General features: G+C 69.4%; 18 protein-coding genes. 7 read left to right on the top strand and 11 right to left on the bottom strand.

The window, feature by feature from the left end; translation table 11 throughout:
- Positions 1 to 2: 2 nt before the first annotated feature.
- Together ACPPVW_RS09915 and ACPPVW_RS09910 are read right to left on the bottom strand one after the other, a co-directional pair.
- Positions 3 to 1301, bottom strand: a complete 1299-nt coding sequence (locus ACPPVW_RS09915) for an ABC transporter substrate-binding protein (protein WP_426622961.1) — start codon at positions 1299 to 1301, stop codon at positions 3 to 5.
- A gap of 137 nt (positions 1302 to 1438) precedes the next feature.
- Positions 1439 to 2158 (bottom strand): GntR family transcriptional regulator, encoded by a 720-nt coding sequence (locus ACPPVW_RS09910; RefSeq protein WP_426622960.1) that lies wholly within the window; start codon positions 2156 to 2158, stop codon positions 1439 to 1441.
- 87 nt (positions 2159 to 2245) lie between these two features.
- On the opposite strand from ACPPVW_RS09910, the gene manD reads away from it, so the two are divergent.
- Both manD and ACPPVW_RS09900 read left to right on the top strand, forming a co-directional pair.
- Entirely contained in the window at positions 2246 to 3457 is a 1212-nt protein-coding gene (manD, locus tag ACPPVW_RS09905; RefSeq protein WP_426622959.1) for a D-mannonate dehydratase ManD, read from the top strand.
- Entirely contained in the window at positions 3454 to 5004 is a 1551-nt protein-coding gene (locus ACPPVW_RS09900; RefSeq protein WP_426622958.1) for a DUF5597 domain-containing protein, read from the top strand. Before manD ends, ACPPVW_RS09900 begins: the two co-directional genes overlap by 4 nt.
- 13 nt (positions 5005 to 5017) lie before the next feature.
- On the opposite strand, the gene ACPPVW_RS09895 is transcribed toward ACPPVW_RS09900, so the two are convergent.
- Positions 5018 to 6163 (bottom strand): Fic family protein, encoded by a 1146-nt coding sequence (locus ACPPVW_RS09895; RefSeq protein WP_426622957.1) that lies wholly within the window; start codon positions 6161 to 6163, stop codon positions 5018 to 5020.
- 431 nt (positions 6164 to 6594) lie between these two features.
- Here ACPPVW_RS09895 and ACPPVW_RS09890 point away from each other — a divergent pair, with 431 nt between their 5' ends.
- The gene (locus ACPPVW_RS09890) at positions 6595 to 8556 is read left to right on the top strand and encodes a potassium transporter Kup (RefSeq protein ID WP_426622956.1); all 1962 of its coding nucleotides are present in this window, start codon (positions 6595 to 6597) and stop codon (positions 8554 to 8556) included.
- A 226-nt stretch (positions 8557 to 8782) separates the two neighbouring features.
- On the opposite strand, the gene ACPPVW_RS09885 is transcribed toward ACPPVW_RS09890, so the two are convergent.
- On the bottom strand, positions 8783 to 9670 hold the full coding sequence (locus ACPPVW_RS09885) for an ROK family protein (protein ID WP_426622955.1): 888 nt from the start codon (positions 9668 to 9670) through the stop codon (positions 8783 to 8785).
- 180 nt (positions 9671 to 9850) lie between these two features.
- Here ACPPVW_RS09885 and ACPPVW_RS09880 point away from each other — a divergent pair, with 180 nt between their 5' ends.
- The gene (locus ACPPVW_RS09880; protein ID WP_426622954.1) at positions 9851 to 10741 is read left to right on the top strand and encodes an alpha/beta fold hydrolase; all 891 of its coding nucleotides are present in this window, start codon (positions 9851 to 9853) and stop codon (positions 10739 to 10741) included.
- A gap of 74 nt (positions 10742 to 10815) precedes the next feature.
- On the opposite strand, the gene hpaD is transcribed toward ACPPVW_RS09880, so the two are convergent.
- The 6 genes from hpaD to hpaH all read right to left on the bottom strand — a co-directional run bounded on the left by hpaD (position 10816) and on the right by hpaH (position 17798).
- Positions 10816 to 11949, bottom strand: a complete 1134-nt coding sequence (gene hpaD / locus ACPPVW_RS09875; protein ID WP_426622953.1) for a 3,4-dihydroxyphenylacetate 2,3-dioxygenase — start codon at positions 11947 to 11949, stop codon at positions 10816 to 10818.
- A 177-nt stretch (positions 11950 to 12126) separates the two neighbouring features.
- Positions 12127 to 13623 (bottom strand): 5-carboxymethyl-2-hydroxymuconate semialdehyde dehydrogenase, encoded by a 1497-nt coding sequence (gene hpaE, locus ACPPVW_RS09870; protein ID WP_426622952.1) that lies wholly within the window; start codon positions 13621 to 13623, stop codon positions 12127 to 12129.
- Between the two features lie 45 nt (positions 13624 to 13668).
- On the bottom strand, positions 13669 to 14403 hold the full coding sequence (locus tag ACPPVW_RS09865; protein ID WP_426622951.1) for a GntR family transcriptional regulator: 735 nt from the start codon (positions 14401 to 14403) through the stop codon (positions 13669 to 13671).
- Positions 14385 to 15920 (bottom strand): fumarylacetoacetate hydrolase family protein, encoded by a 1536-nt coding sequence (locus tag ACPPVW_RS09860; RefSeq protein WP_426622950.1) that lies wholly within the window; start codon positions 15918 to 15920, stop codon positions 14385 to 14387. Before ACPPVW_RS09860 ends, ACPPVW_RS09865 begins: the two co-directional genes overlap by 19 nt.
- Positions 15921 to 16245: 325 nt before the next feature.
- Positions 16246 to 17028: an HpcH/HpaI aldolase family protein gene (locus ACPPVW_RS09855; RefSeq protein ID WP_426622949.1), complete on the bottom strand. Its 783-nt coding sequence runs from the start codon at positions 17026 to 17028 to the stop codon at positions 16246 to 16248.
- Positions 17013 to 17798, bottom strand: coding sequence for a 2-oxo-hept-4-ene-1,7-dioate hydratase (gene hpaH / locus ACPPVW_RS09850; RefSeq protein ID WP_426622948.1), 786 nt, complete (start codon positions 17796 to 17798; stop codon positions 17013 to 17015). Before hpaH ends, ACPPVW_RS09855 begins: the two co-directional genes overlap by 16 nt.
- Before the next feature lie 403 nt (positions 17799 to 18201).
- Here hpaH and ACPPVW_RS09845 point away from each other — a divergent pair, with 403 nt between their 5' ends.
- Both ACPPVW_RS09845 and ACPPVW_RS09840 read left to right on the top strand, forming a co-directional pair.
- Positions 18202 to 18738: a putative immunity protein gene (locus ACPPVW_RS09845; RefSeq protein WP_426622947.1), complete on the top strand. Its 537-nt coding sequence runs from the start codon at positions 18202 to 18204 to the stop codon at positions 18736 to 18738.
- Positions 18739 to 18785: 47 nt separating this feature from the next.
- On the top strand, positions 18786 to 19481 hold the full coding sequence (locus ACPPVW_RS09840) for a hypothetical protein (protein WP_426622946.1): 696 nt from the start codon (positions 18786 to 18788) through the stop codon (positions 19479 to 19481).
- 72 nt (positions 19482 to 19553) lie between these two features.
- On the opposite strand, the gene ACPPVW_RS09835 is transcribed toward ACPPVW_RS09840, so the two are convergent.
- A complete protein-coding gene (locus ACPPVW_RS09835) occupies positions 19554 to 20231 on the bottom strand; it encodes a helix-turn-helix domain-containing protein (RefSeq protein ID WP_426622945.1) in 678 nt (225 codons plus the stop codon).
- Between the two features lie 124 nt (positions 20232 to 20355).
- On the opposite strand from ACPPVW_RS09835, the gene ACPPVW_RS09830 reads away from it, so the two are divergent.
- Positions 20356 to 22338, top strand: a complete 1983-nt coding sequence (locus tag ACPPVW_RS09830; RefSeq protein ID WP_426626280.1) for an FAD-dependent monooxygenase — start codon at positions 20356 to 20358, stop codon at positions 22336 to 22338.
- Positions 22339 to 22441 lie beyond the last annotated feature (103 nt).

Genomic DNA, 22441 nt, shown 5'->3' with positions numbered 1-22441 from the left:
GGCTACTCGACCTCGAGCCCCTTCTGCTTCATGGCGGCGACCGTCTGCTTTTGCGCTTCGCTCAGCACGTCGTTCAGCGTCGTCGTACCGTTGATCACGCTCGCGAAACCGTCGTTGAGAACGCCCTCGGTGTCGGTCTCGGTCGGACCCCAGGTCCACGACGATGCCGTTCCGGACGACGCCTCGGCGAACACCGGGCCGAGCTTCTGGCCGGAGAAGTACGAGTCGGGCGCGGTGAACGCGGCCAGCGAGCTGCCGTTCTCGGCGGACGGGAAGATCCCGAGCTCGTCGTTGAGCAGCTTCTGGGCCTCGGAGGAAGTGTTGATCCAGGTGATGAACTTCACGGCCTCCGCCACCTTCGTCGAGCTCGTCGTCACCGACAGTGCGGAGCCGCCCCAGAACGCCGATGTGTTCTCCGCGGCCTTCCAGGTCGGGAGTTGGGCGACGGCCCACTTGCCGCTCAGGTCCGGGGCGTTGGTCTTCAGCGCGGCCGTGCCCCATGCCGGTCCGATCCAGGTGACGTACGTGCCGTCGGCGAACCGCTTGAACCACGCCGGCTGCCAGTTCTGGTCGCCCTTGACGTACTGCTTGTCGAGCATGCCCTGCCAGTAGTCGGCGACGGCCGTGCACCGCGGGTCGTCGATTTCGACGGACCAGGAGGTCTTGTTGACCGTGTACCACTGGGCACCGTTCTGCTGACACAGTGCCGCGAACCACGCGGCCCCGTTGCTGGCGAACGACGAGATGTAGGAGTCCGGCTGCTGCGTCTTGATGACGGCGGCAGCCTTCTCGTAGTCCGCCCACGTCTCCGGCACGGCCAGGCCGTTCTGCTCGAAGACGTCCGCGCGGTAGTAGAGCACGAGCGGCGCGGTGTCCTGGGGGATGCCGTACACGCCCGCTCCGACCTCGACCTGGTTCCAGTTGGCCGCGCTGAACCGGGTCTTCACGTCAGCGGTGTGGGCGGAGATGTCTTGCAGGAGCCCTGCCACGATGTTCGACGGCAGATTGGTGTAGTCGACCTGCACCACGTCGGGGGCGTTCTTGCCGGACTTCACGGCCGCGGAGACCTTGCTGAAATAGTCCTGCTGGGAGGCGAGCTTCTCGAACCGCACCTGGAGGTCGGGGTTCGCTTTGTTCCACGCCGCAGTGGCGGGGCCCATATCGTTCCACGACCAGAACGTGAGGGTGGTCGAACTGCTCGAGCTCCCGCCTGCGTCCGCTCCCGCACTGCATCCTGCCAGCGAGGCGGCCGCCGCGAGCGCGGCGACGGCCAGCGCCAGCCGGCGTGTCCTGCTCTTCATCTCGTTCTCCTTCGACTGTTCGTCGCCGTCGTCGAACCGCCCTGGCTCTGCAACTGCGCGACCGAGACTGCCATACAAGCAGTAGCATGCAGGATGTGTCAATGCGCCCGGGCGGCTTCGGCTCCGCGGCGGTAGGGTCAGGAGAGCGTCGCGACCATTCGACGGGTGGGCCGGTCGTCGCCCGTCGAGAAGAGCTCCGGATGCCTCGCCCGGATCTGCTCGATGTCTTCGAACACCATGCGCAGATGCTCGCGGAGGGCCTCGACCGCGGTCTCGACCCGACCATCCCGTACCGCATCGACGACGGCCGCGTGCTGCTCGATCAAGCTGTCGAGCGGGCGCGCGTCGACCAGGCTGAGACGGCGCGCCCTGTCCAGGTGGGTCTTCTCCGCGACGACCGTCGACCAGATGCCGTCGTGCCCCGAGAGCCGCAGCAGGTGCAGGTGGAACTCCTCGTCGAGTTCGAAGAAGCGCTCGCTGTCCCCCTCGCGCGCCGCGATCCGCTGCGCCTCCAGGCTCTCGTCCAGCGCCGTGAGGAGGTCCGCGGACACGGCGGGCGCGACTTCGCCCAGCGCGGCGCACTCGAGCGCCTCACGGACGAACTGCGCCTCGGCGACGCGGCCGACATCGATCGGGGCCACGAACGAGCCGATCTGCGGGTAGACGCGAACGAGTCCCTCCTCGCGCAGGATGATCAGACTCTCCCGCACGGGAGTCCTGCTCACGCCGAGCTCGCTCGCGAGGTCGTTCTCCGACAGGGAGGTGCGTGGGGCCAGGTCGAGGGAGACGATGCGCTGGCGCAGCTGGGCGAGCACGCGCCCCCGGGTGGAGCTGCGCTCTCCAGACGTGGTGTTCATGGCCCGAGTATAGGCGGTCGGTTGATACTGGGATTGCAGCACTTGTATGGTAGTCCTACCGCCGACCGGAAGGACCTGGACAGGCACATGAAGATCACCGACGCCCGCGTCGTCGTCACCGCGCCCGGCCGCAATTTCGTCACCTTGGTGATCGAGACCGAAGACGGCGTCGTCGGAGTCGGCGACGCCACGCTCAACGGCCGGGAGCTCGCGGTGGCAAGCACCCTCACCGACCACATTCGGCCGCTGCTGATCGGACGCGATGCGCGCCGCATCGAGGACACCTGGAACTATCTCTACAAGGGCTCCTACTGGCGCCGGGGCGCTATCGCGATGACCGCGATCGCCGCCGTCGACATGGCGCTGTGGGACATCAAGGGCAAGATCGCCGGTCTCCCGGTGTACGAGCTGCTCGGCGGCGCCTCCCGAGACGGCGTGCTCGTCTACGGCCATGCGAGCGGGCACACGTTCGACGTCCTCGACGGGTCGGTGCAGAAGTACCTGGACACCGGCTACAAGGCGATCCGGGTTCAGGCCTCCGTTCCCGGGCTCGACCACACCTACGGGATCGCGGCCGGATCGGCTGCGACGTACGAGCCCGCGAGCGGATCGCTGCCGGAGGAGGACGTCTGGGACTCGGCGCTCTACCTGGACTTCGCGCCGCGGCTCGTGAGCCATGTGCGCGAGCAGTTCGGCTACGGCGTCCACCTGCTCCACGACGCGCACCACCGGCTGACGCCCATCGAGGCGGCGCGTCTCGGCGCGCAGCTCGAGCCGTACCGGATGTGGTGGCTGGAGGATCCCACGCCGGCGGAGGACCAGGGCGCCTTCCGCCTGATCCGCTCGCACACGGCCACACCGCTTGCCGTTGGCGAGATCTTCAACTCGATCTGGGACTGCCAGCAGCTGATCACCGAACGGCTCATCGACTACGTCCGCGCGTCGGTGACACATGCGGGTGGGATCACGCACCTGCGCCGGATCTTCGCTCTCGCCGAGCTGTACGGCGTCCGCACAGGGTCGCACGGAGCGACCGACCTCTCCCCGATCTCGCTGGCCGCCGCCCTCCACATCGACCTCGCGGTGCCGAACTTCGGCATCCAGGAGTACATGCCGCATCCGTCGCCCGCCGAGGAGGTGTTCCGCACCGGTTACCGGTTCCACGACGGGTACCTGCATCCGGGCGACGGCCCTGGACTCGGGGTCGAGTTCGACGAGGTCGCGGCTGCCCGGTTCCCGTACGTGCCGCGCTACCTCCCGGTCAACCGCCTCGTCGATGGGACGGTGCACGACTGGTGAAGACGACGAACCTCCCCCGACTCGACCGCAGCGGCCCCGCGGCTCGACTGATCGTCGACGGCGCCCCCTTCGTCATCCGCGGCGGTGAGCTCACCAACTCGGGCGCCGAGCGCAGCTACCTGGCCGAGTTCTGGCCGAAGCTCGAGAGCCTCGGGATCAACACCGTGCTCGCTCCTGTCTACTGGGACGTCGTGGAGCCGGCGGAGGGCGATTTCGACTGGACGCTCGTGGACGAACTCCTCGACGACGCGCGCGAGCACGGCCTGCGCCTGGTGCTGCTCTGGTTCGGAAGCTGGAAGAACAGCATGTCGTGCTACATCCCGGGCTGGGCGAAGTCGGACACCCGCCGCTTTCCGCGGGCGCGCACCTCCGACGGCCGGGCACTGGAGATCCTCACCCCGTTCTCCGACGCCAACCGCGACGCCGACGCCCACGCGTTCTCCGCCCTCATGCGCCACCTGCGCGAGGTCGATCGTCAGCACACGGTCATCCTCGTCCAGGTCGAGAACGAGATCGGCATGATCCCCCAGGCACGGGACCACAGCGACGCGGCCGAAGCGGCCTTCCGCGGCGCCGTTCCGGAAGGCGCACTGCCGCGGGACGCCGAGCCGGGGACCTGGACCGAGGTCTTCGGCGACTCCCCCGCCACCGACGAACGCTTCATGGCCTGGGCCTTCGCCCGGTACGTCGAGCACGTGACTGTCGCGGGGAAGTCCGAGCTCGCCCTCCCGATGTACACGAACGCCGCGCTCATCCGGCCGGGAGCGCAGCCGGGACAGTACCCGAGCGCCGGACCGCTGCCGCACCTCGCCGACATCTGGCGCGCAGGAGCACCGAGCCTCGACTTCCTCGCACCCGACATCTACTTCCCGAACTTCGCCGACTGGGCCGACGCGTACGTCGCCGCGGGCAACCCGCTCTTCGTGGCGGAGGCGTTGCGCAGCATCGACGCCGCGGCGAACGCCCTCTACGCGTACGGCACGCACGGCGCTCTCGGCTTCTCCCCGTTCGGCATCGAGACGATCTCCGACGAGGCCGCCGGCTACCTGGCCCAGGCGTTCGACGTCGTGAGACAGCTCTCCCCCCTCATCGCCGAGCATGCCGGGGCCGGCACCATGACCGGACTCCTCCCGCCGACCGACGACCTGCGCGCGCCGCACCGCGTGCGTCTCGACGACGTGATTCTCGAGGCGACGTACGAGCACTCCCCCGCGCCCGACCTGGCCGACGGCGTCATCAACGAGTCCGGGGACGCCCGCGGCAGCACGCGGCTGCCCGCGGCAGCGCTCGTCGTGCGCACCGCGCCCGACGAGCTCGTGGTCGCCGGCATCGGCGTGACGCTGACCTTCCACGACATCGACCCGGCCGGCGACCTGATCGGCATCCTCTCGTGCGCGGAGGGCCGCTTCGAGGCGGAGGACGGCGCCGGCGTGACCTGGCGGCACCGACGCTGGCTCAACGGCGATCAGACCCACCAGGGCAGGCACGTGCGACTCGAGCCGGGTCGGTTCGCGGTGCAACGGGTCCGCCTCTACCGATATCGCTGACCGCGCGGACGCGTCAGACGAGGTCGTCCTTGAGGATGCTCGGGAGGAAACCGGCCCGGTCAAGCTGATAGATCAGGTGCAGAGTCAACTCGCTCGGCGCGAAGACCAGCCTGTAGCTTCGCGGCCCCTCGGCGTGAGCAAGGAGGCCTCGGTCCCACAGTCTCTTGATGGCCTGGCTTCGGGTCGACGCAGATCCGGGAAAAGCGGACTCCAGCTCTCCGGCCTTGACGATCGACCGGTCCGCGACGATCCGAAGCGCGTCCCGCTCTCGGGTTGTCACGCGGCCCGAGTCGTGAAGACGCTCGATGGCCGGGTGGAGGAGACCTTTTGTCACGAATGAGTTGTCGCGAAGCGAACGCAGACGGTCGAGATCCGTGTTGAGACCCTCGAGTACGAAGGTGCACCACGCGATCAGCCCATCGTTGTCGAGTCGATCAGCCTGGGCGAGATTGTCGTAGTACCCGCTCCTGTCCGCCCCGAATACCGCCGTCGGGTTGATCGGGCGGTAACTCGTAGTCGAAACGAATCCCTGCCGGATGAGCATCGCGTACGTGAGCAGCCGCGACACCCTGCCGTTGCCATTGCCGAACGGATGTATCCACAGAAAACGGTGGTGGACGATCGCGGACTGAAGAAGTTGTTTATGAGGTTCGACGACTTCGTTGGCTAAATCGAGCAGCTGGGACATATCAGAGAACACATCCGTCGGAAACGGAGGTCGATGCTGCGCCTGACTGATGGTGACTTCACCGAGCCGATACGCGCCAGGGGTGAGATCTCCCTCGCGGTGAAGGCCCGCGACGACGATCCTGTGTAGCTCGCGAACGAAATTGTGCGTGAGAGGACCATCGTTCGCGTGCGCCTCGATGAAGGCCATCCCCCGTTGTATGTTGAGGATCTCCGAGACACCCTCGGTGGGTGCGGTATCGCTGCTGCGTCCTTCCATCGCGCCGGTGACCGCGTCCAACAGGGACGTGCGATTTCCCTCGATGCGCGCAGACATGATGCTCGTCAGTAGCTCGAAGAGTTCTTTGAGCTGGAAGAAGACGATCGGCGGTGTGGTTCCGTGATCCAGTTCGGCTCTGGCGCGTTCGAGACTGATGATGGCATTGCTCAGCTCGGAGTCGAACTCGAACCTGGGGTACGTGATCGCTTCCACATCGCTACTTTCGACTCATGAGGGACGTAATTAATTCTCGCACTACAAAACTCCAGGTGATCAAGCATAAACCGAGACTCACCATGCTCGTTAAATTAAGGCCCGTCGCGAAGACAATTAACACGGTCTCCCATCCAGGTCGATCGAGGCGAGCGACGGTCCGGTCCCCAAAGAGGACCGGACCGCCGTCCGTAACGCGTCGCGAGAACTCACCCCTGGCACTTCCCCGATCCCGAGTCGGCGTAGTCGAGCGCCGACACCGGCACTGGCCGGTACCGGCCAGTGCCGGGGTGTACGAGTACGAGACACCACGGTGAACCGGCGACGACCGGCCGGTGAACGCTCCCTGCGGACTCTCTCAGACCGCCGGCTCCGCCCGCCGTGCCGCTCATGCAATAGCGCCGCAGCACAACCGGGGTAGCGTGTCCCGCGTGCACGAGAAACACCCTGCCGTCACGCACGACGATGTGGACGACGAGACCCCAGCCCCGGCGCGGACGGATCGCCGCAAGCGGGTCATGTTCGCCGCTGCCCTCGCGGCTCTCGGCGTGGTCTTCGGCGACATCGGCACGAGCCCGCTGTACGCCCTGAAGACCGTGTTCCTCCTGGACGGCGGAGCAGTCAGGGCACAGCAGGACGATGTCTTCGGCGTGATCTCCCTGATCTTCTGGAGCGTCACGATCATCGTCTCGATCAAGTACATCGGCATCCTGATGCGCGCGGACAACGACGGCGAGGGCGGCGTGATGGCCCTGGCGGCGCTCGCGCAGCGGCTCTACGCGTCGAAGGCGGGCAAGGCCGGCACCCTGCTCGTGATCGGGATCGTCGGCGTCGCCCTCTTCTACGGCGACTCGATCATCACCCCCGCGATCAGCGTGCTTTCCGCGGTCGAGGGCCTCCACGTCACCGTCCCGGCGATCTCGCATCTCGTCATCCCGATCGCGGCGGTCATCCTGATCGCGCTCTTCGCGGTGCAACGGTTCGGCACCGGACGGGTCGGCACGCTGTTCGGCCCGGTCATGGTGCTGTGGTTCGTCGTCATCGCCGCGGCCGGACTGGCGATGATCATCCAGTTCCCCGCGGTGCTGCTCGGCCTCTCGCCGACCTACGCCGTCGCCTTCATCGTCGACCGTCCCGTGCTCTCCTTCGTCGCGCTGGGCGCTGTCGTCCTCGTCATCACCGGTGCGGAGGCGCTCTACGCCGACATGGGCCACTTCGGCCGGTCGCCGATCAGCCGGGCCTGGTTCTTCCTGGTCTTCCCAGCGCTCGTGCTCAACTACCTCGGGCAAGCCGCGCTCGTGCTGCACGACCCGGCCACGCGAGCCAACCCGTTCTTCCTCCTCATCCCCGAGTGGGGGCGTCTGCCGGTCGTCATCCTCGCCACTGCTGCGACCGTCATCGCGAGCCAGGCCGTCATCTCGGGGGCCTACTCGCTGTCGCGGCAGGCGGTGCAGCTCGGCCTCCTGCCACCGCTGAAGATCCAGCAGACCTCCCTGCGCGAGGGCGGCCAGATCTACATGCCGGCCGTCACCATCCTGCTGTTCATCGGCGTCATGGCGGTGACGCTCTCGTTCGGCTCCTCCGACCGGCTGTCGACCGCGTACGGCATCTCCGTCACCGGCGCGCTGGTCGTCGACACAGTGCTGCTGCTGCTGGTCGCGCGCCCGCTCTGGCACTGGGCGCCGTGGAAGATCGTGCTGGCCGCCGTCGCCTTCGGCGGTCTCGAGCTCTCGTTCCTGGCAGGCAACCTCTCCAAGATCATCAACGGCGGCTGGGTGCCGCTGCTGATCGCCGGCGTCGTCATCCTGATCATGACGACGTGGCGTCGCGGACGATACCTGGTGCAGTCGGACCGCAAACACAAGGAGGGCTCGCTCGCCGACTTCATCGAGGAGGTGCGGCGGCTGCACCTGCCGCGGGTTCCGGGGATCGCGATCTTCCCGCACCCGAACAAGGACACGACCCCGCTGGCCCTGCGGGCCAACGTCAAGCACAACCACATCCTGCACGAGCACGTGATCATCGTCGCGGTGAGCGTCGCACAGGTGCCTCACGTGCCGACCGAGGAGGCCTTCGAGTACGACGCCCTCGGCTACGCCGACGACGGGATCGAGTTCCTCGGCATCCGGTTCGGCTTCTCCGACGACCCCGACATCCCCCGCGCCCTCCGGTCCGCCGTGCGGGTGGGAGTGCTGCCGCTCGACTCGGCGAACTTCAAGAAGGCGTCGTACTTCGTCTCCCGCGGGGCGATCCGGGTGACCCGCCACCACGGCATGGTCCCGTGGCGGCGCGGGCTGTTCGTGGCGCTCGCCCACAACGCGGCCGACCCGGCGGCCCGGTTCGGCCTCCCCGCCCTCCGCACGGTCACCATGGGCAGCGACGTCGAGATCTGACCGTTCCCGCCGCCGGCAACTCCGGAGACCCGGCCCGGCGTCCGGCGTGTCTGCCCGTAACTCCGGGGTTCCGCCCCTCCACCGCCCGAATCTCCGGAGTTGCGAACTCCGCGCGCCGCGCGCACTAACTCCGGAGTTCCTCCGTTCCCCGGCCTGGATGTCCGGAGTGACGGACTCCGCAGCGGCGTGTCCGGTGAGACCTCCGGAGTTGCCGACAGCGTCGCGTTCAGATCTGGCTCAGGTCGGCGGCCAGGCTGAGCGCGCCGACCAGCCCCGACGTCCCCTCCAGCCCCGGGGTGACGAGGAGGTCGCGCGGGTCGCCCGTCGCGACCTGCGGCGGGCCGTAGCCTCCGGCGATGGAGGTCAGCGCCGGCCAGGTGCGCTCGAGCAGCCCGGGCGCGAGCATCACGCCGCCGCCGAGCACGAGGCGGTCGAGGCCGAGGGTCACCACCGTCGTCCACGCGAGCTGCGCGATGTAGTAGGCGAGGATGTCGAACGCCTCGTCCTTCTGCTCCGCCGGGAACGACGACGCGTCGACGCCCCAGCGGGCCATTACGGCCGGTCCGGCGGTGAGGCCCTCCAGGCAGTCGCCGTGGTACGGGCAGTGCCCCTCGAAGCGGTCGGCCGGGTGGCGGCGCACCAGCAGGTGCCCGAGCTCCGGCCAGCCGTTGCCCGTGAGCGGGTGGCCGTCGACCACCAGGCCGACGCCGACACCGGTGCCGATCGTCGCGTAGCCGACGTTGCGCGCTCCGCGCCCGGCGCCGGCGCGGAACTCGCCGATCGCGGCGCCCGTGACGTCGCTGACGAACGCCGCGGGGGCGTTCGCCGCGGCACACACCGCGGAGAGCACGTCGGTGTCCTTCCAGCCCGGCTTGGGGGTGGAGGTCACGAAGCCGTAGTGCGGCGACGCCGGGTCGGCGTCGACCGGGCCGAAGGAGGCGATGCCGACGGCCTCCACGGGGCCGACCTCTGCCAAGAAGTCGGCGATGCGGCTGAGGGTCTCCTCCGGCGTCGTCGTCGGGAACCGGCGGATCGACGTGGGTTCGGTCAGGTTCTCCCGGTCGGCGACACCGCAGACGATCTTCGTCCCGCCGGTCTCGATCCCTGCGATCATCGACGCACCTTCCTCACGTGGCTCTGGGGGACGTCCGCCGACGCCCCTCAGAGAACGCTAGTCGACGTGGGCCGCGCCATCGACGAGGGGCACGTAAGCGCCGTTGAAGCACTCGTTCAGGGACGTTTACGTGCCCCTCGGCGCTTGCCGCAGGGCGGCGCCCGGGAGCACTCTGGGGGCGTGAGCGGCGAGGAAGGTCCTGGGCGACCGCGGCGGCTTCCGCGCCGTCCGGCGTCGAGCCTGGCGGAGCACTGGACCCGCATCGACGGCGTGGACGTCTTCTACCGGGAGGCGCCCGGCCCGCCCGACGCGCCCGTCATGATGCACGTGCACGGCTTCGGGCTCTCGGGCCGCTACCTGCTGCCGACCGCCGAGCGGCTCGTCGACACCTTCCACACGTTCGTCCCCGACCTCCCCGGTTTCGGTCGCAGCGGCGGCTCGCCGCGCGGACTCGACGTGCCCGACCTGGCCCACGCGGCAGTGCGGTTCCTCGACGATCGCGGCGTCGAACGAGCGACTCTCGTGGGCAATTCGATGGGCTGCCCGGTGATCCTGGAGTTCGCGCACCACTACCCCGATCGGATCGAGCGGGCCGTGCTGGTGTCGCCGGCGGGCGGCGCCTTCAACCGTCCGATGACGCGGGCGGTGATGCAGCTCGCGCGCGACGGCGGGCGCGAGCCCATGCGGTTGGCCCGGGTCGCGGTGCCCGACTACCTCCGGTTCGGCATCCCGAGCACGATCATCATGTTCGACGCGCTCACCAACTACCCGTCGCTCGAACGGCTGCTGGAGTTGAGTGTTCCGACGCTGGTCGTGATCGGCGACCGCGATCCGTTGATGCCCGATCCGGAGCGGGTGCGCGCGATCGCGGCGGAGACGGACAACCACGTGCTGATCGTCCGGCTCGAGGGCGCCGCGCACGCGATCAACTTCAGTGAGCCCGATGAGCTCGCCCGGCTGATCAAGCGATTCATGGCCGACCGCCCGATCGCCGACGGAGCCGACCCGGAGGCCCCGACACGGTCGTACGAGCTCCACCGCAGCCGGCACCTCCCGACCACCGACAAGTGACCGAGGGGCACGTTAACGCCCCCAAAACGCAGTTTTAGCGGCGTTAACGTGCCCTTCGGCGATGGGGAAGCCGATCAGACCTGCGCGCCGAGCTTGAAGCCTCTGGCCTCCTCGTCCTTGCGGGTGTACGAGAAGCCGTCGGCGCCGATGGTGACCTCCAGCTCGGAGTCGTCGGTGCGCGTGGTGAGCGGCTGCGGGTTGCCGTCGAGATCCAGCACGAGGGAGGCGTCGGTGTACCAGGAGGGCACGACCGGGTTGCCCCACCAGTCGCGGCGCTGGTTGTCGTGAACGTCCCAGGTGACGACCGGGTTGTCCGGGTCACCTGTGTAGTAGTCCTGCGTGTAGATCTCGACCCGGTGGCCGTCGGGGTCGCGCACGTAGAGGTAGAACGCGTTGGAGACCCCGTGCCGGCCGGGGCCGCGCTCGATGACGTCGCTCAGGCGGAGGGCGCCCAGCTTGTCGCAGATGGCGATGATGTTGTGCTTCTCGTGCGTGGCGAACGCGATGTGGTGCATGCGCGGCCCGTCGCCACCGGTCAGGGCGGTGTCGTGCACGGTCGGCTTGCGGCGCATCCACGCGGCGTACGTGGTACCTGCCTCGTCCTGGATGTCCTCCGTGACGCGGAAGCCGAGGTCCTCCATGTACGCGACGGCGCGCGGCACGTCGGGGGTGACCTGGTTGAAGTGGTCGAGCCGCACGAGAGCGCCCGGGGTGTGGAGGTCGTAGCGCCAGGCCAGCCGCTCGACGTGCTCGACCTCGTAGAAGAACTCGTACGGGAAACCGAGCGGATCCTCCACGCGGACGCTGTCGCCGACGCCCTTGGTGAAGCCCTCGGCGCGACGCTCGACGCGGCAGCCGAGCTCGGTGTAGAACTCGACGGCGCGGTCGAGGTCTTCCGGCGTGCGGACCCGGTAGGCGAAAGCCGCGACCGCAGCCACCGGCCCTTTGCGCAGCACCAGATTGTGGTGGATGAACTCCTCCAACGACCTCAGGTAGACGGCGTTCTCGTCCTCCTCGGTCACGACTAAGTCGAGCACGTTCACGTAGAAGTTGCGGCTCGCCGCGAGGTCGGTGACCACGATCTCCATGTACGCGCAGCGCACGATGTCAGGCGGCGCGGCCTCTGGGGTCGGGATGCGGTCGGTTGGTGCGGGGATGGGGTCGGTCAGCCCGACCACGGGCTCCGGGCTGTCGGGGGTGATGCTCATGGTGCTGCGCTTCCTCTGCGTTGAGTGCGGTCTGGGTGGAGTGCGGTCTGGGTGGAGTGCGGTCTGGGTCGAGTGCGGCCTGGGTCGAGTGCGGCCTGGGTCGAGTGCGGCCTGGGTCGAGTGCGGCCTGGGTCGAGTGCGGTCTGGGTGGAGTGCGGTCTGGGTGGATCGGAGGCGTCAGTCGGCGCCGAACCGGGTGGTGTGGACAGGGCCGAGCGTGATGTGAACAGCCTGCTGGTCGGTGTAGAAGTCGATGGAGCGGTAGCCGCCTTCGTGCCCGAGGCCGGAGGCCTTCACGCCGCCGAACGGGGTGCGGAGGTCGCGGACGTTGTGCGAGTTGAGCCACACCATCCCGGCCTCCACGTTGTGGGCGAAGGTGTGCGCGCGCTCCAGATCGTTGGTCCAGAGGTACGCGGCGAGCCCGTAACGGACGCCGTTGGCGAGCTCGAGCGCCTCCGCGTCGGAGTCGAACGGGGTGATCGCGACGACCGGGCCGAAGATCTCCTCCTGGAAGATCCGCGCGTCGGGCTTCACATCGGCGAACACGGTCGGCGCCACGTAGTTGCCGTGCTCGAGACCCTCCGGGCGGCCGCCTCCGGCCAGAAGGCGGCCCTCCCCCATGCCGATCTCGACATAGCTCATGACCTTGTCGAAGTGCTCCGGGTGCACCAGCGCGCCGACCTCGGTCGTCGGGTCGTGCGGGTCGCCGACCACGATGTTCTTCGCGCGGGCGGCGTAGCGCTCGCAGAACTCGTCGTAGATCGCCCGCTCGACGAGGATGCGCGACCCGGCGGTGCAGCGCTCGCCGTTCAATGAGAAGACGCCGAACAGGGTCGAGTCGATCGCGGCGTCGAGGTCGGCGTCGGCGAAAACGACAACCGGCGACTTGCCGCCGAGCTCCATCGACAGGCCCTTCAGGAACGGGGCCGCGTTGGCGAAGATGAGTTGCCCGGTGCGGCTCTCGCCGGTGAACGAGATGAGTGGCACGTCCGGGTGCTTCACGAGCGCGTCGCCGGCCTCCTCGCCCAGACCGTTGACCAGGTTGAAGACACCGTCGGGCACGCCCGCCTCGCGGAAGATCTCAGCCCACAGGCTCGCCGACAGCGGCGTGAACTCGGCCGGCTTGAGCACGACCGTGTTGCCGGTCGCGAGTGCGGGGGCGAGCTTCCAGCTCTCCAGCATGAACGGCGTGTTCCACGGCGTGATCAGACCGGCGACGCCGATCGGCTTGCGGTTGACGTAGTTGAGTTGGCTGCCCGGCACCTTGTAGGCGTCGTCGGCCTGGGCGACGATGAGGTCGGCGAAGAACCGGAAGTTCTCCGCGGCCCGACGGGCCTGACCGAGCGCCTGCGTGATCGGGAGGCCGGTGTCGAAGGTCTCGAGTTCGGCGAGCCGGGCGTCCTGGGCCTCCACGGCGTCGGCGATGCGGTTCAGCACGCGGGCGCGCTCGCGCGGCTTCATCCGCGGCCACGGACCCTGCCTGAAGGCACGGGTGGCGGCGACGACAGCGAGGTCGATGTCCTCCTTCTGCCCGGCGGCGGCCTGCACATAGGTCCGGTTGGACACCGGATCGAGCACGTCGAAGGTCGCGCCGGAGACACTGTCCACGAACGCCCCATCGATGAAGTGCTGGATGGTCGCGGGGAGGTTCTCGGGAACGTAGTGCTGCGCCATGCGCGGCCTCCTTGTCTCTGAAGAATGGGTCTGGGCGTCGGTGGGTCAGTGGCGGGCGTGCTCGTCCTGATACGCATGACTGCGCTGATAGGCATGGAAGGCGTCCAGTGTGGCCAGCCGATGCCGGCGGGCGGCGAGCTCGATCTCGAGCGGCTCGGCGCCCGACTCGATGAGGGAGACGATGTGCTCGTGCTCGGCGACCGACTCGCGGGCGCGACCCGGCACGAAGCCGAAGACGGAATCGCGGAGGACGGCGAGCCGGTTCCAGCCCCGGTGCACGAGGTCGAGGATGTGCGGGTTCGGGCACTCCTCGTACAGCACCCAGTGGAACTCCTGATTGAGCAGCGTGAAGCGGTGCGGGTCGAAGACGTCGAGGCTCGCGATCATCGCGTCGTTGACCTGGCGTGCGCGACGGAAGTGCTCGGCGGTGAGACGTGGAGCGGACAGCTGTGTGGCCGCGCCCTCGACGAGCGCGAGCGTCTCCATCGTGTACGTGTACTCGGTGGGGTGCAGGAAGGCGACCTGAGCCCCGACGTTCTTCTCGAACGTCACGAGCCCCTCGGCCTCCAGCCGCCGGATCGCCTCGCGCACCGGCACGACGCTGATGCCGAGTTCGCCCGCGATCGACCCGAGCACCAGCCGGTAGCCCGAGACGTAGCGGCCGTCCTCGATCCGCTCGCGGATGAACGCGTAGGCGAGCTGCGATTTGCTCGGCGCGACCGACTTCAGCGTTGTGTCAGGCTTCAGCGCTGTGGCAGGCTTCAGCGCTGCGTCAGCCATGCGGCGTACCTCTCCTTCCACGCGGCGTTCATCGGGAACAGTCCCTCGACGCGCTCGCCGGCGGCGACCATCTCGGCGATGAACACCTCCTCGCCCTCCTGCTCGATCGCGTCGGCCACGACCTCCTCGACGAGGGAGGGCGGGATGACGAGCAGGCCGTCGGCGTCGCCCACGATCACGTCGCCGGGCTGCACGACAGCGCCCCCGCAGGCGATCGTGAGGTCGGTGTCCCACGGCACGTGCTTGCGGCCGAGCACCGCGGGGTGCGGTCCGGCCGAGTAGGTCGGGATGTCGAGGGCGGCGACGACCGCGAGGTCGCGCACTCCGCCGTCGGTCACGATGCCGGCGGCGCCGTTGACCTGCGCGCGCAGGGCAAGCACGTCGCCCACGGTGCCGCTGCCGCGCTCGCCCCTGGCCTCGATGACGAGCACCTCGCCCTCACCGACGGAGTCGAACGCGCGCTTCTGGGCGTTGTAGCCGCCGCCGTGAGCCGCGAACAGATCCTCGCGATTGGGGACGAAGCGCAGCGTGCGCGCCGTGCCGATCACCTTGGTGTCGGGGCGCGTGGAGGTCAGGCCATCGATGCTCACGTTGTTCAGGCCGCGCTTGCGAAGCTGAGAGCTGAGGGTCGCGGTGGCGACGCTCGCGAGCTTGGCGCGGAGGTCGTCGGTCAACACGAAGCGCGACTTCTCAACCGCGGTCGCAGGCTCCCTCGGCGCTGGGGTGGCGGTGTCCTCAGTCGCAGGCTCCCTCGGCGCTGGGGTCGCGGCATCGCTCCGCGCTGCCCCTGAGCTCGACCGCGCCCACGCTTCCGCCCGCTGCAGGTCGTCGACACTCGGCTTGGTTCCGAAGTCACCGAACGCGACGGTGCCCTCGGTGATGCGGGTGACCAGGCGGCCGGAGGTCGGCGCGCCAGGCGCGGTCGGTGCGTCCACCTCCACCTCGACCACGTCGCCGGGCTGCGTGACCGACGAGCCGGCCGGGGTGCCGGTGAGGATGACGTCGCCTGGCTCCAGGGTCATCAGCTGGGAGAGGTCGGCGACCAGCTGCCCGAATGGGAAGAGCAGGTCGTCCGTCGTGCCCTCCTGCACGAGCTCGCCGTTCAGCCAGGTGCGTACACGCAGGGCATCGGGCGCGACGGACGCGGCCGGGATGATCGCAGGTCCCAACGGTGTGAAGCCGTCGCCGCCCTTCGAGCGGACGTTGGAGCCGCGGTCGGCCGCCCGCAGGTCGTAGAGGCCGAAGTCGTCGGCCGCGGTCACGCCCGAGACGGCGGCCCAGCCGTCCTCCGGAGCGACCCGGCGGGTGGGACGGCCGATGATCAGCGCGATCTCGCCCTCGAAGGCGAGCAGCTCGGTGCCGGCAGGGCGTTCCAGCTCGCCCCCCGTCGCGGCGACCGACGATGCCGGCTTGAAGAAGTACGAGGGCTGCGTGGGCGTGCGGCCGCGCTGAGCGGCACGCGATCGGTAGTTCAGGTGCACCGCGATGATCTTGCCTGGCCGGCCGATGTCGCTCACGGGTGCAGGCTCCTCGTCGTCGGGGATGTGTTGAACGTATTCGAGATTGTATACGATCTATCGAGGTGGGGCAAGGTGCCCGCGATTCCGCCGCCGGGGGCCGACCGCAGATCCGGATTCCCCATCCGACACGCCGGGCAAACCTCCGTAACTCCGGAGTTCCCACCCACCGTGCCCCCGACCTCCGGACGTACAGACAGCGCGGCCCAACAGACCCCGGTGCCCGTAACTCCGGAGAATCCGGCGGACACCCCCGCAATGTCCGTAGTTGCGGAGCGACACGCCGCGCCCGACAGCGGACCTCCGGAGTTGCGAACGGCCCGCATCAGTAGCCGACGAACCGATCGGCGAGCGCCTCCGACGCGCGAGCCACCAGCGTCACGTCCGACCCGACGAGCAGGAAGGCCGCTCCCGCCTGGGCGTACCGGTCGGCGGTCGCGGGGTCGAACGCGTTGACGCCGACCGGGGTGCCGGCCTCGCGCCCGGCACGGATCACGCGCTCGACCGCCGCGACGACGTCCGGATGGTTCTGCTGCCCGAGCAGGCCGAGGGAGGCCGCCAAGTCGGCCGGCCCGACCAGCAACGCGTCGACGCCCTCGACCGCGGCGATCTCCCGCGCCCCGGCGAGCGCCTCCGCCGTCTCGATCTGCACGGTCAACGACACCAGATCGTGAGCGCGGGCCAGGTAGTCCGGGATGCGGTTCCAGCGCGACGATCGGGCGAGCGCGCTGCCGACGCCGCGCACGCCGAGCGGCGGGTAGCGCACGGCGCGCACCATCGCCTCCGCCTGCTCGACGCTGTCGACCATCGGCACGAGGATGTTCTGCGCCCCGAGGTCAAGCAGCTGCTTGAGGACGACGGCATCGCCGATCGGCGCCCGCACCACCGGGGTCACGGGGTAGGCGGCGACCGCTTGCAGCTGGGCGAGGGTCGACTCCAGCCCCACCGGCGAGTGCTCGCCGTCGATGAGCAGGAGGTCCAGGCCGCTGCCGGCGCAGATCTCGGCCACCAGCGCGCTGCCGCCGCACGACCACATCCCGTACAGCGTGCGATCGGCCTCCCGGAGGCGGTCGGCGAACGTCGGCGTCGGGGTCAGTTGAATCGGCATGTGACGGCTCCCAACGTTCCGTAGTCGGCGTGGATGGTGTCGCCACGCTCCACCCACACCGGGCGGGTGAACGAGCCGGCGAGGACGATGTCCCCCGCCTCCAGGCGGGTGCCGTGCTGCGCGAGTTTGTTCGCGAGCCAGGCGACACCGGCGGCCGGGTGGTCGAGCACAGCGGCGGCGACGCCGGACTCCTCGACGGTTTCGTTGCGATAGAGCAGGGCACCGACCCAGCGCAGGTCGACGGCGTCGACCGCGACCGGCCTCCCGCCGACGACCATGCCGCCCATCGCGGCGTTGTCGGAGATCGTGTCTACGATAGTGCGGCCCTGCAGCTCGATGCGCGACGACAGGATCTCGAGCGCCGGCACCACGTATCTCGTAGCGTCCAGCACGTCGAACAGGGTGACATCGGGGCCTTGGAGGGGGGAGGCCAGCACGAAGGCGAGCTCGACCTCGATGCGTACGTTCGAGTACTGATCGAACGGGATGACGGAGCCGGTCTCGTGGACCATGTCGGCGAAGATCGCGCCGTAGTCGGGTTCGGTGATCCCGGTCGCCTGCTGCATGACTTTGGAGGTCAGGCCGATCTTGCGGCCGACGAGCCGGCGCCCGGCCGCGAGACCGCGTTCGACCCAGACGCGCTGCACGGCGTACGAGTCCTCCACCGTCATGCCGGGGTGGCGGGCAGTCAGCAGCGGGACGGTCGTACGGTCCCTCTCGGCCGTCGCGAGCTCGTCCGCGATGGACTGGATGGTCGGGCTGTCGAGCACCGATGGCTCCCTTCGACGTCGCAAGGAGGAGGGCCGATCGCCTCGTGAGGATCGTATATCATCCCGTACATCGCGGCCAGCTTCATCCCGCGATCCGGCCGTTCCGCTCAACTTCGGGGCGGCCGATCCGGCGTGTGCTGGGTGGTGGCAGTGAACTGCGCGTGCTCATCCCGTCGGCGACCTCCTCCGCGGCGACCGGGAGATGAGCGCGACGGTCAGAGCGGCGCCGGCCAAGCGGAGAAGTCGTAGCGGGCGGCGGTCATGACCAGGCCGGACATCGCGCTACCACTGGCGACCGCCGGAGCGATCGGCATGTCGACGCTCCCGTGCGTCCGCGCGCGGACGCAGGATGTGACGTCGATGATCCTCGCCGTCGTCTCAAGCCTCGTGGGACGCTGAAGACGTGACCTCGCCGCAAGCGCTCGATGACCCGGACCGTCGCGCGGTCGCCGAATGGGCGGCCGACTGCGCGGAGCGCGTCCTCGCGCTCTTCGAGGCGGAGGCACCGGACGACCTCCGACCCCGGGAGGCGATCGCGCGGGCACGCGCCTACGCGCGCGGCGAGCTCGGCGCCTCCGACGAGATCCGGCGCCGTTTCGTCGCCGGCCGCGCCGCCGCCGCGGCGACGAGCCCCGGTGCGGTGGCCGCTGCGCGCTCGGCGGCGCAGGCTGCGGCCGTCGCGCACCTGGGCGCTCACGCGCTGGGCGCGGCCGCGTATGCGGCGAAAGCTGCGGCTCTCGCGGCGCCGGACGACCCGCGCGCGCTCGATCATGAGGTCCGCTGGCAGCTGAATCGGATGTCCGGCGAGGTCCGCGCAGCGCTCAGCCGGCTGCCGCGCCTGGGCGAGGACCGCGCCGGCCCGCTGGGCCCCGGGCTCCTCGCCTCCGGCGTGCTCGGCTCGGTCATCCGAACGATTCAGGAATCGCTTGAGCCGAAGTGATGTAAGATCCCACTCTGGTATTTATTGCACCACTGAAAGGATCCAATATGGAGCCCACCAAGCGCCTCAAGTCCCGCGCAGCCCTCACCGCCGCAGCCCTGGCCGTCCCGGCCCTCGTCTTCGCCGGTGCGGCGCCCGCCAACGCGGCCGTCGCCAACCCGACCGTCTCCGTGTCCGCCCCAGCCACCGCGAACATCGGCGACAAGACGTCCCTCTCTGTGACGGTCACCAGCAACGGCACCCCGGCCGCCGGCGAGTCGGTCACCCTGACCGTCGACGCGACCGCGATCGCTGTGTTCGGCGCCGCGTCCCAGTCGATCACCTCGAAGACCGACGCGTCCGGCGTATTCAACGCCAAGAACATCCTGGTCGGGAAGAAGGCCGGCACGGTCAACGTCACCGCGACCAGCAACGGCGTCTCGAGCACGACCAGCGTCACCATCGGTGGGGCCGCAGTTGCCGCTCCGAGCACGCTCACCTGGGATGCCACGAAGCTGACGGTTGCGCCCAATTCGACGTTCTCGGCCCGCGTCCAGGCGAATGTCGGCCTGGGGGCCACCAACCCGACGCGCCTGTACTTCACGTACACCGGTGACGTCACCGGCCCGGTGAGCGGCCTGGTCAACATTGGCCGCGCCGTCTCCCTCGCCGGCGTGAAGGTCGGCCCCAACGGTGGAACGATCACCGCCTGGGAGCCCTCCGGCAAGTTCACCGAGGCCGTGCTGACGGTCGCGACCCGCTGATCCCAGCAGTCGAACACCAAGGCGCCTCACTCTTCACTGAGTGGGCGCCCTTCGCGTTGTCCGCGCAGCCCGTCACCGCAGCGCACGCACGATCCGTTCGGCGGCGGCCGTCAGGGTCGCCGCGATCGCGCCGACCTCGTACCCGTGCGTAATGTAGACCACCGCGAGCGACGACGGCGTCCCGTCGGGCACCCGCAGCGGGACCGCGACGGAGGACAGGCCCGGGATGATCTCGTCGCTGCTGACCTCGTATGCCCGCGGCGGATGCGCCACCGGGTCGAGCTGCGACCGGATGACCCGGCCAGGCGCTCCCCGGTCGATCGAGTGCCGGCTGCCCGGCCGTTGCGCCACCGTCGCGTCGACCCCGCGGGGCTCGGCGGTCGAGAGGGTCACGGCGGCCTCCCCGTCGAACGCCACGACGAACGCCGTCATGCCGAGGCCGTCGGCCAGCTCAGCCAGCGCCGGCGCCGCGGCGATGTGGAGGGCGCGCGCGACATTGCGGGCGAGGGCCACCAGCCGCACGCCCAGCTCCAGCTCGCCGGACGGCGCGCGGACCACGAAACCGTGGGATTCGAGCGTGCGCACCAGCCGGTAGACCATCGAGCGGTGGAGGCCCATCCGGGCCGACAGGTCGGCGACGGTGAGCGGCGTCGGCGACTCCCCGATCAGGGCGAGGACGGTCAGGCCGCGCGCCAGCGTCTGCGATCCCCCGTCCGCCACGCTCGCCGCGGTGGTGCCCTGCTGCGCCATCGCGACCTCCCTGTTGCCGCGCTACAGGCGACGAGTTAGCCTTGTAGCGATTATTAGATCAATGTTCCAACTATAGAGACGCAATTCTCCGGGCACAACGGTCGTCATTCGAGGAGGAATGAGCGTGCAGATCCACTACCGCGGCTACGAGTCCGGCGATCCCCGCGTCAAGCCGGCCGCCGGTCACGGCGTCGATCGCCCCGGCGAACTGCCGGACGAGATGGACGTCCTCATCGTCGGCACCGGCCCGGCCGCCGCGGTGGTCGCGGCGCAGCTGTCGCGTTTCCCCTCCATCAACGCCCGGGCCATCGAGAAGCGTCCGGGGCGGCTGGAGGTCGGCCAAGCCGACGGCATCCAGGCACGCTCGGTCGAGACCTTCCAGGCGTTCGGCTTCGCCGGCGAGGTCGTCGAGGAGGCCTACCGCAACGTCGAGATGTGCTTCTGGAAGCCGGACCCCGCCGACCCGTCGCGCATCGTGCGGGCCTCCCGCGCCCCCGACGACGCCACGGGGATCAGCGAGTTCCCGCACATCTACGTCAACCAGTCGCGCATCCTCGACTACTTCCTCCGCGACGCCGTGAGGGCGCCCGGCCGCATCGTGCCCGACTACGGCGTCGAGTTCGTCGACTGCGAGATCGACCCCGAGGCGGACTACCCGGTCACCGCGCGCGTCCGTCACTGCGCCGGACCGCGCTCGGGCGAGGAGCGGGTCGTACGGGCCAAGTACCTGGTCGGCGGCGACGGCGCCCGCAGCAGCGTGCGCAGCTCGCTCGGCCACCGCCTCCACGGCGACGCGTCGATGCACGCCTGGGGCGTCATGGACATCCTCGCGAACACCGACTTCCCCGACATCCAGGTGAAGTGCTCGATCCAGTCGCATGACGCGGGCAACATCCTGCTCATCCCGCGCGAGGGCGGCTACCTGGCGCGCATGTACGTCGACCTGGGGGAGGTCGACGAGGCGAACCCCGGCGCCGTGCGCGCCACTCCGATCGAGGACATGATCGCCACGGCCAACCGCATCCTGCACCCCTACACGCTCGACGTGAAGGCCGTGACCTGGTGGTCGGTGTACGAGGTGGCGCACCGCATCACCGACGGGTTCGACGACGTGCCTGCCGAGCTGACCGGAACCCGGCACCCGCGCGCGTTCATCATGGGCGACGCGTGCCACACCCACTCGGCGAAGGCCGGGCAGGGCATGAACGTGTCCATCCAGGACGGCTTCAACCTGGGCTGGAAGCTCGCCGCCGTGCTGGAGGGCCGGGCTCCCGAGGAGCTGCTGGGCACCTACGCCGCCGAGCGGAAGGTGATCGCTCAGAATCTCATCGACTTCGACAGGGAGTGGTCGGGCATGATGGCCCGCCCCGTCGACGATTGGGAGGACCCGGCCGAGCTCGAGCACTGGTATGTGAAGACGATGGAGTTCCCCGCCGGCTTCATGACGCAGTACGAGGAGTCGCTCATCACGCTCGGCACCGAGCACCAGCAGCTCGCGCCCGGGTTCCCCATCGGCAAGCGGTTCAAGTCCGCGGAGGTCATCCGGCGCGCCGACAACCGCTGGCGGCACCTCGGGCACTTCCACGAGGCCGACGGCCGCTGGCGGGCCTACGTCTTCGCCGACGCCGCCGCCCCGGCCCTCGCGGGCACGCCGACGGCCGACTTCGCCGCGTGGTGGGCGACCGATCCGTCGTCGCCGCGGGTGCGGTACACCCCGGCGGGAGGCGACGACGACGCTGTGTTCGACACCAAGGTGATCTACCAGCAGGACTACACCGAGGTCGAGCCTGCCGACGTCCCCGCCGCCTTCAAGCCGACGAAGGTGCCGTACGGCCTCCACGACCCGAATCAGATCTTCTCGGCAGGCCACGGCCGCGACATCCACCGCGACCGCGGCATCGGCTCGGCCGGAGCGTTGGTGGTCGTGCGCCCCGACCAGTACGTGGCCGCCGTCCTCCCGCTGAGCGCCAGAGCCGAGCTCACCGACTTCTTCGCCCGGCACATGATCGAGCCCGACCGGCGGCTGGCGGAGGCCGGCCGCGACGAGCTCCAGGAGGTCGAGATCGGCGAGCGCGTGGAGCTGATGGGGTCTACAGAAGCCCCGTGAGAACACCGCCGTCTACCCGGATCGCCGCACCGTTCGTCGCGGAGGCCGACGGGCTGGCGAGAGAGGCGACCAGCGACCGCAGCCCTGCCTGCTGAAGGAACAT

The organism is Leifsonia sp. McL0607 (genome assembly GCF_049993355.1).
Taxonomy (GTDB): domain Bacteria; phylum Actinomycetota; class Actinomycetes; order Actinomycetales; family Microbacteriaceae; genus Leifsonia.
This window is presented reverse-complemented; position numbering and strand designations above follow the sequence as displayed.

Excerpts from the sequence above, each read along its gene's own strand:
- ACPPVW_RS09840 (WP_426622946.1), top strand. The coding sequence starts at position 18,786 with ATGGAGCCCACCAAGCGCCTCAAGTCCCGCGCAGCCCTCACCGCCGCA.
- ACPPVW_RS09855 (WP_426622949.1), bottom strand. The coding sequence starts at position 17,028 with ATGCCGATTCAACTGACCCCGACGCCGACGTTCGCCGACCGCCTCCGG.
- hpaE (WP_426622952.1), bottom strand. The coding sequence starts at position 13,623 with ATGGCGCAGCACTACGTTCCCGAGAACCTCCCCGCGACCATCCAGCAC.
- hpaD (WP_426622953.1), bottom strand. The coding sequence starts at position 11,949 with ATGAGCATCACCCCCGACAGCCCGGAGCCCGTGGTCGGGCTGACCGAC.
- manD (WP_426622959.1), top strand. The coding sequence starts at position 2,246 with ATGAAGATCACCGACGCCCGCGTCGTCGTCACCGCGCCCGGCCGCAAT.
- ACPPVW_RS09835 (WP_426622945.1), bottom strand. The coding sequence starts at position 20,231 with ATGGCGCAGCAGGGCACCACCGCGGCGAGCGTGGCGGACGGGGGATCG.
- ACPPVW_RS09910 (WP_426622960.1), bottom strand. The coding sequence starts at position 2,158 with ATGAACACCACGTCTGGAGAGCGCAGCTCCACCCGGGGGCGCGTGCTC.
- ACPPVW_RS09915 (WP_426622961.1), bottom strand. The coding sequence starts at position 1,301 with ATGAAGAGCAGGACACGCCGGCTGGCGCTGGCCGTCGCCGCGCTCGCG.
- ACPPVW_RS09885 (WP_426622955.1), bottom strand. The coding sequence starts at position 9,670 with ATGATCGCAGGGATCGAGACCGGCGGGACGAAGATCGTCTGCGGTGTC.
- ACPPVW_RS09865 (WP_426622951.1), bottom strand. The coding sequence starts at position 14,403 with ATGGCTGACGCAGCGCTGAAGCCTGCCACAGCGCTGAAGCCTGACACA.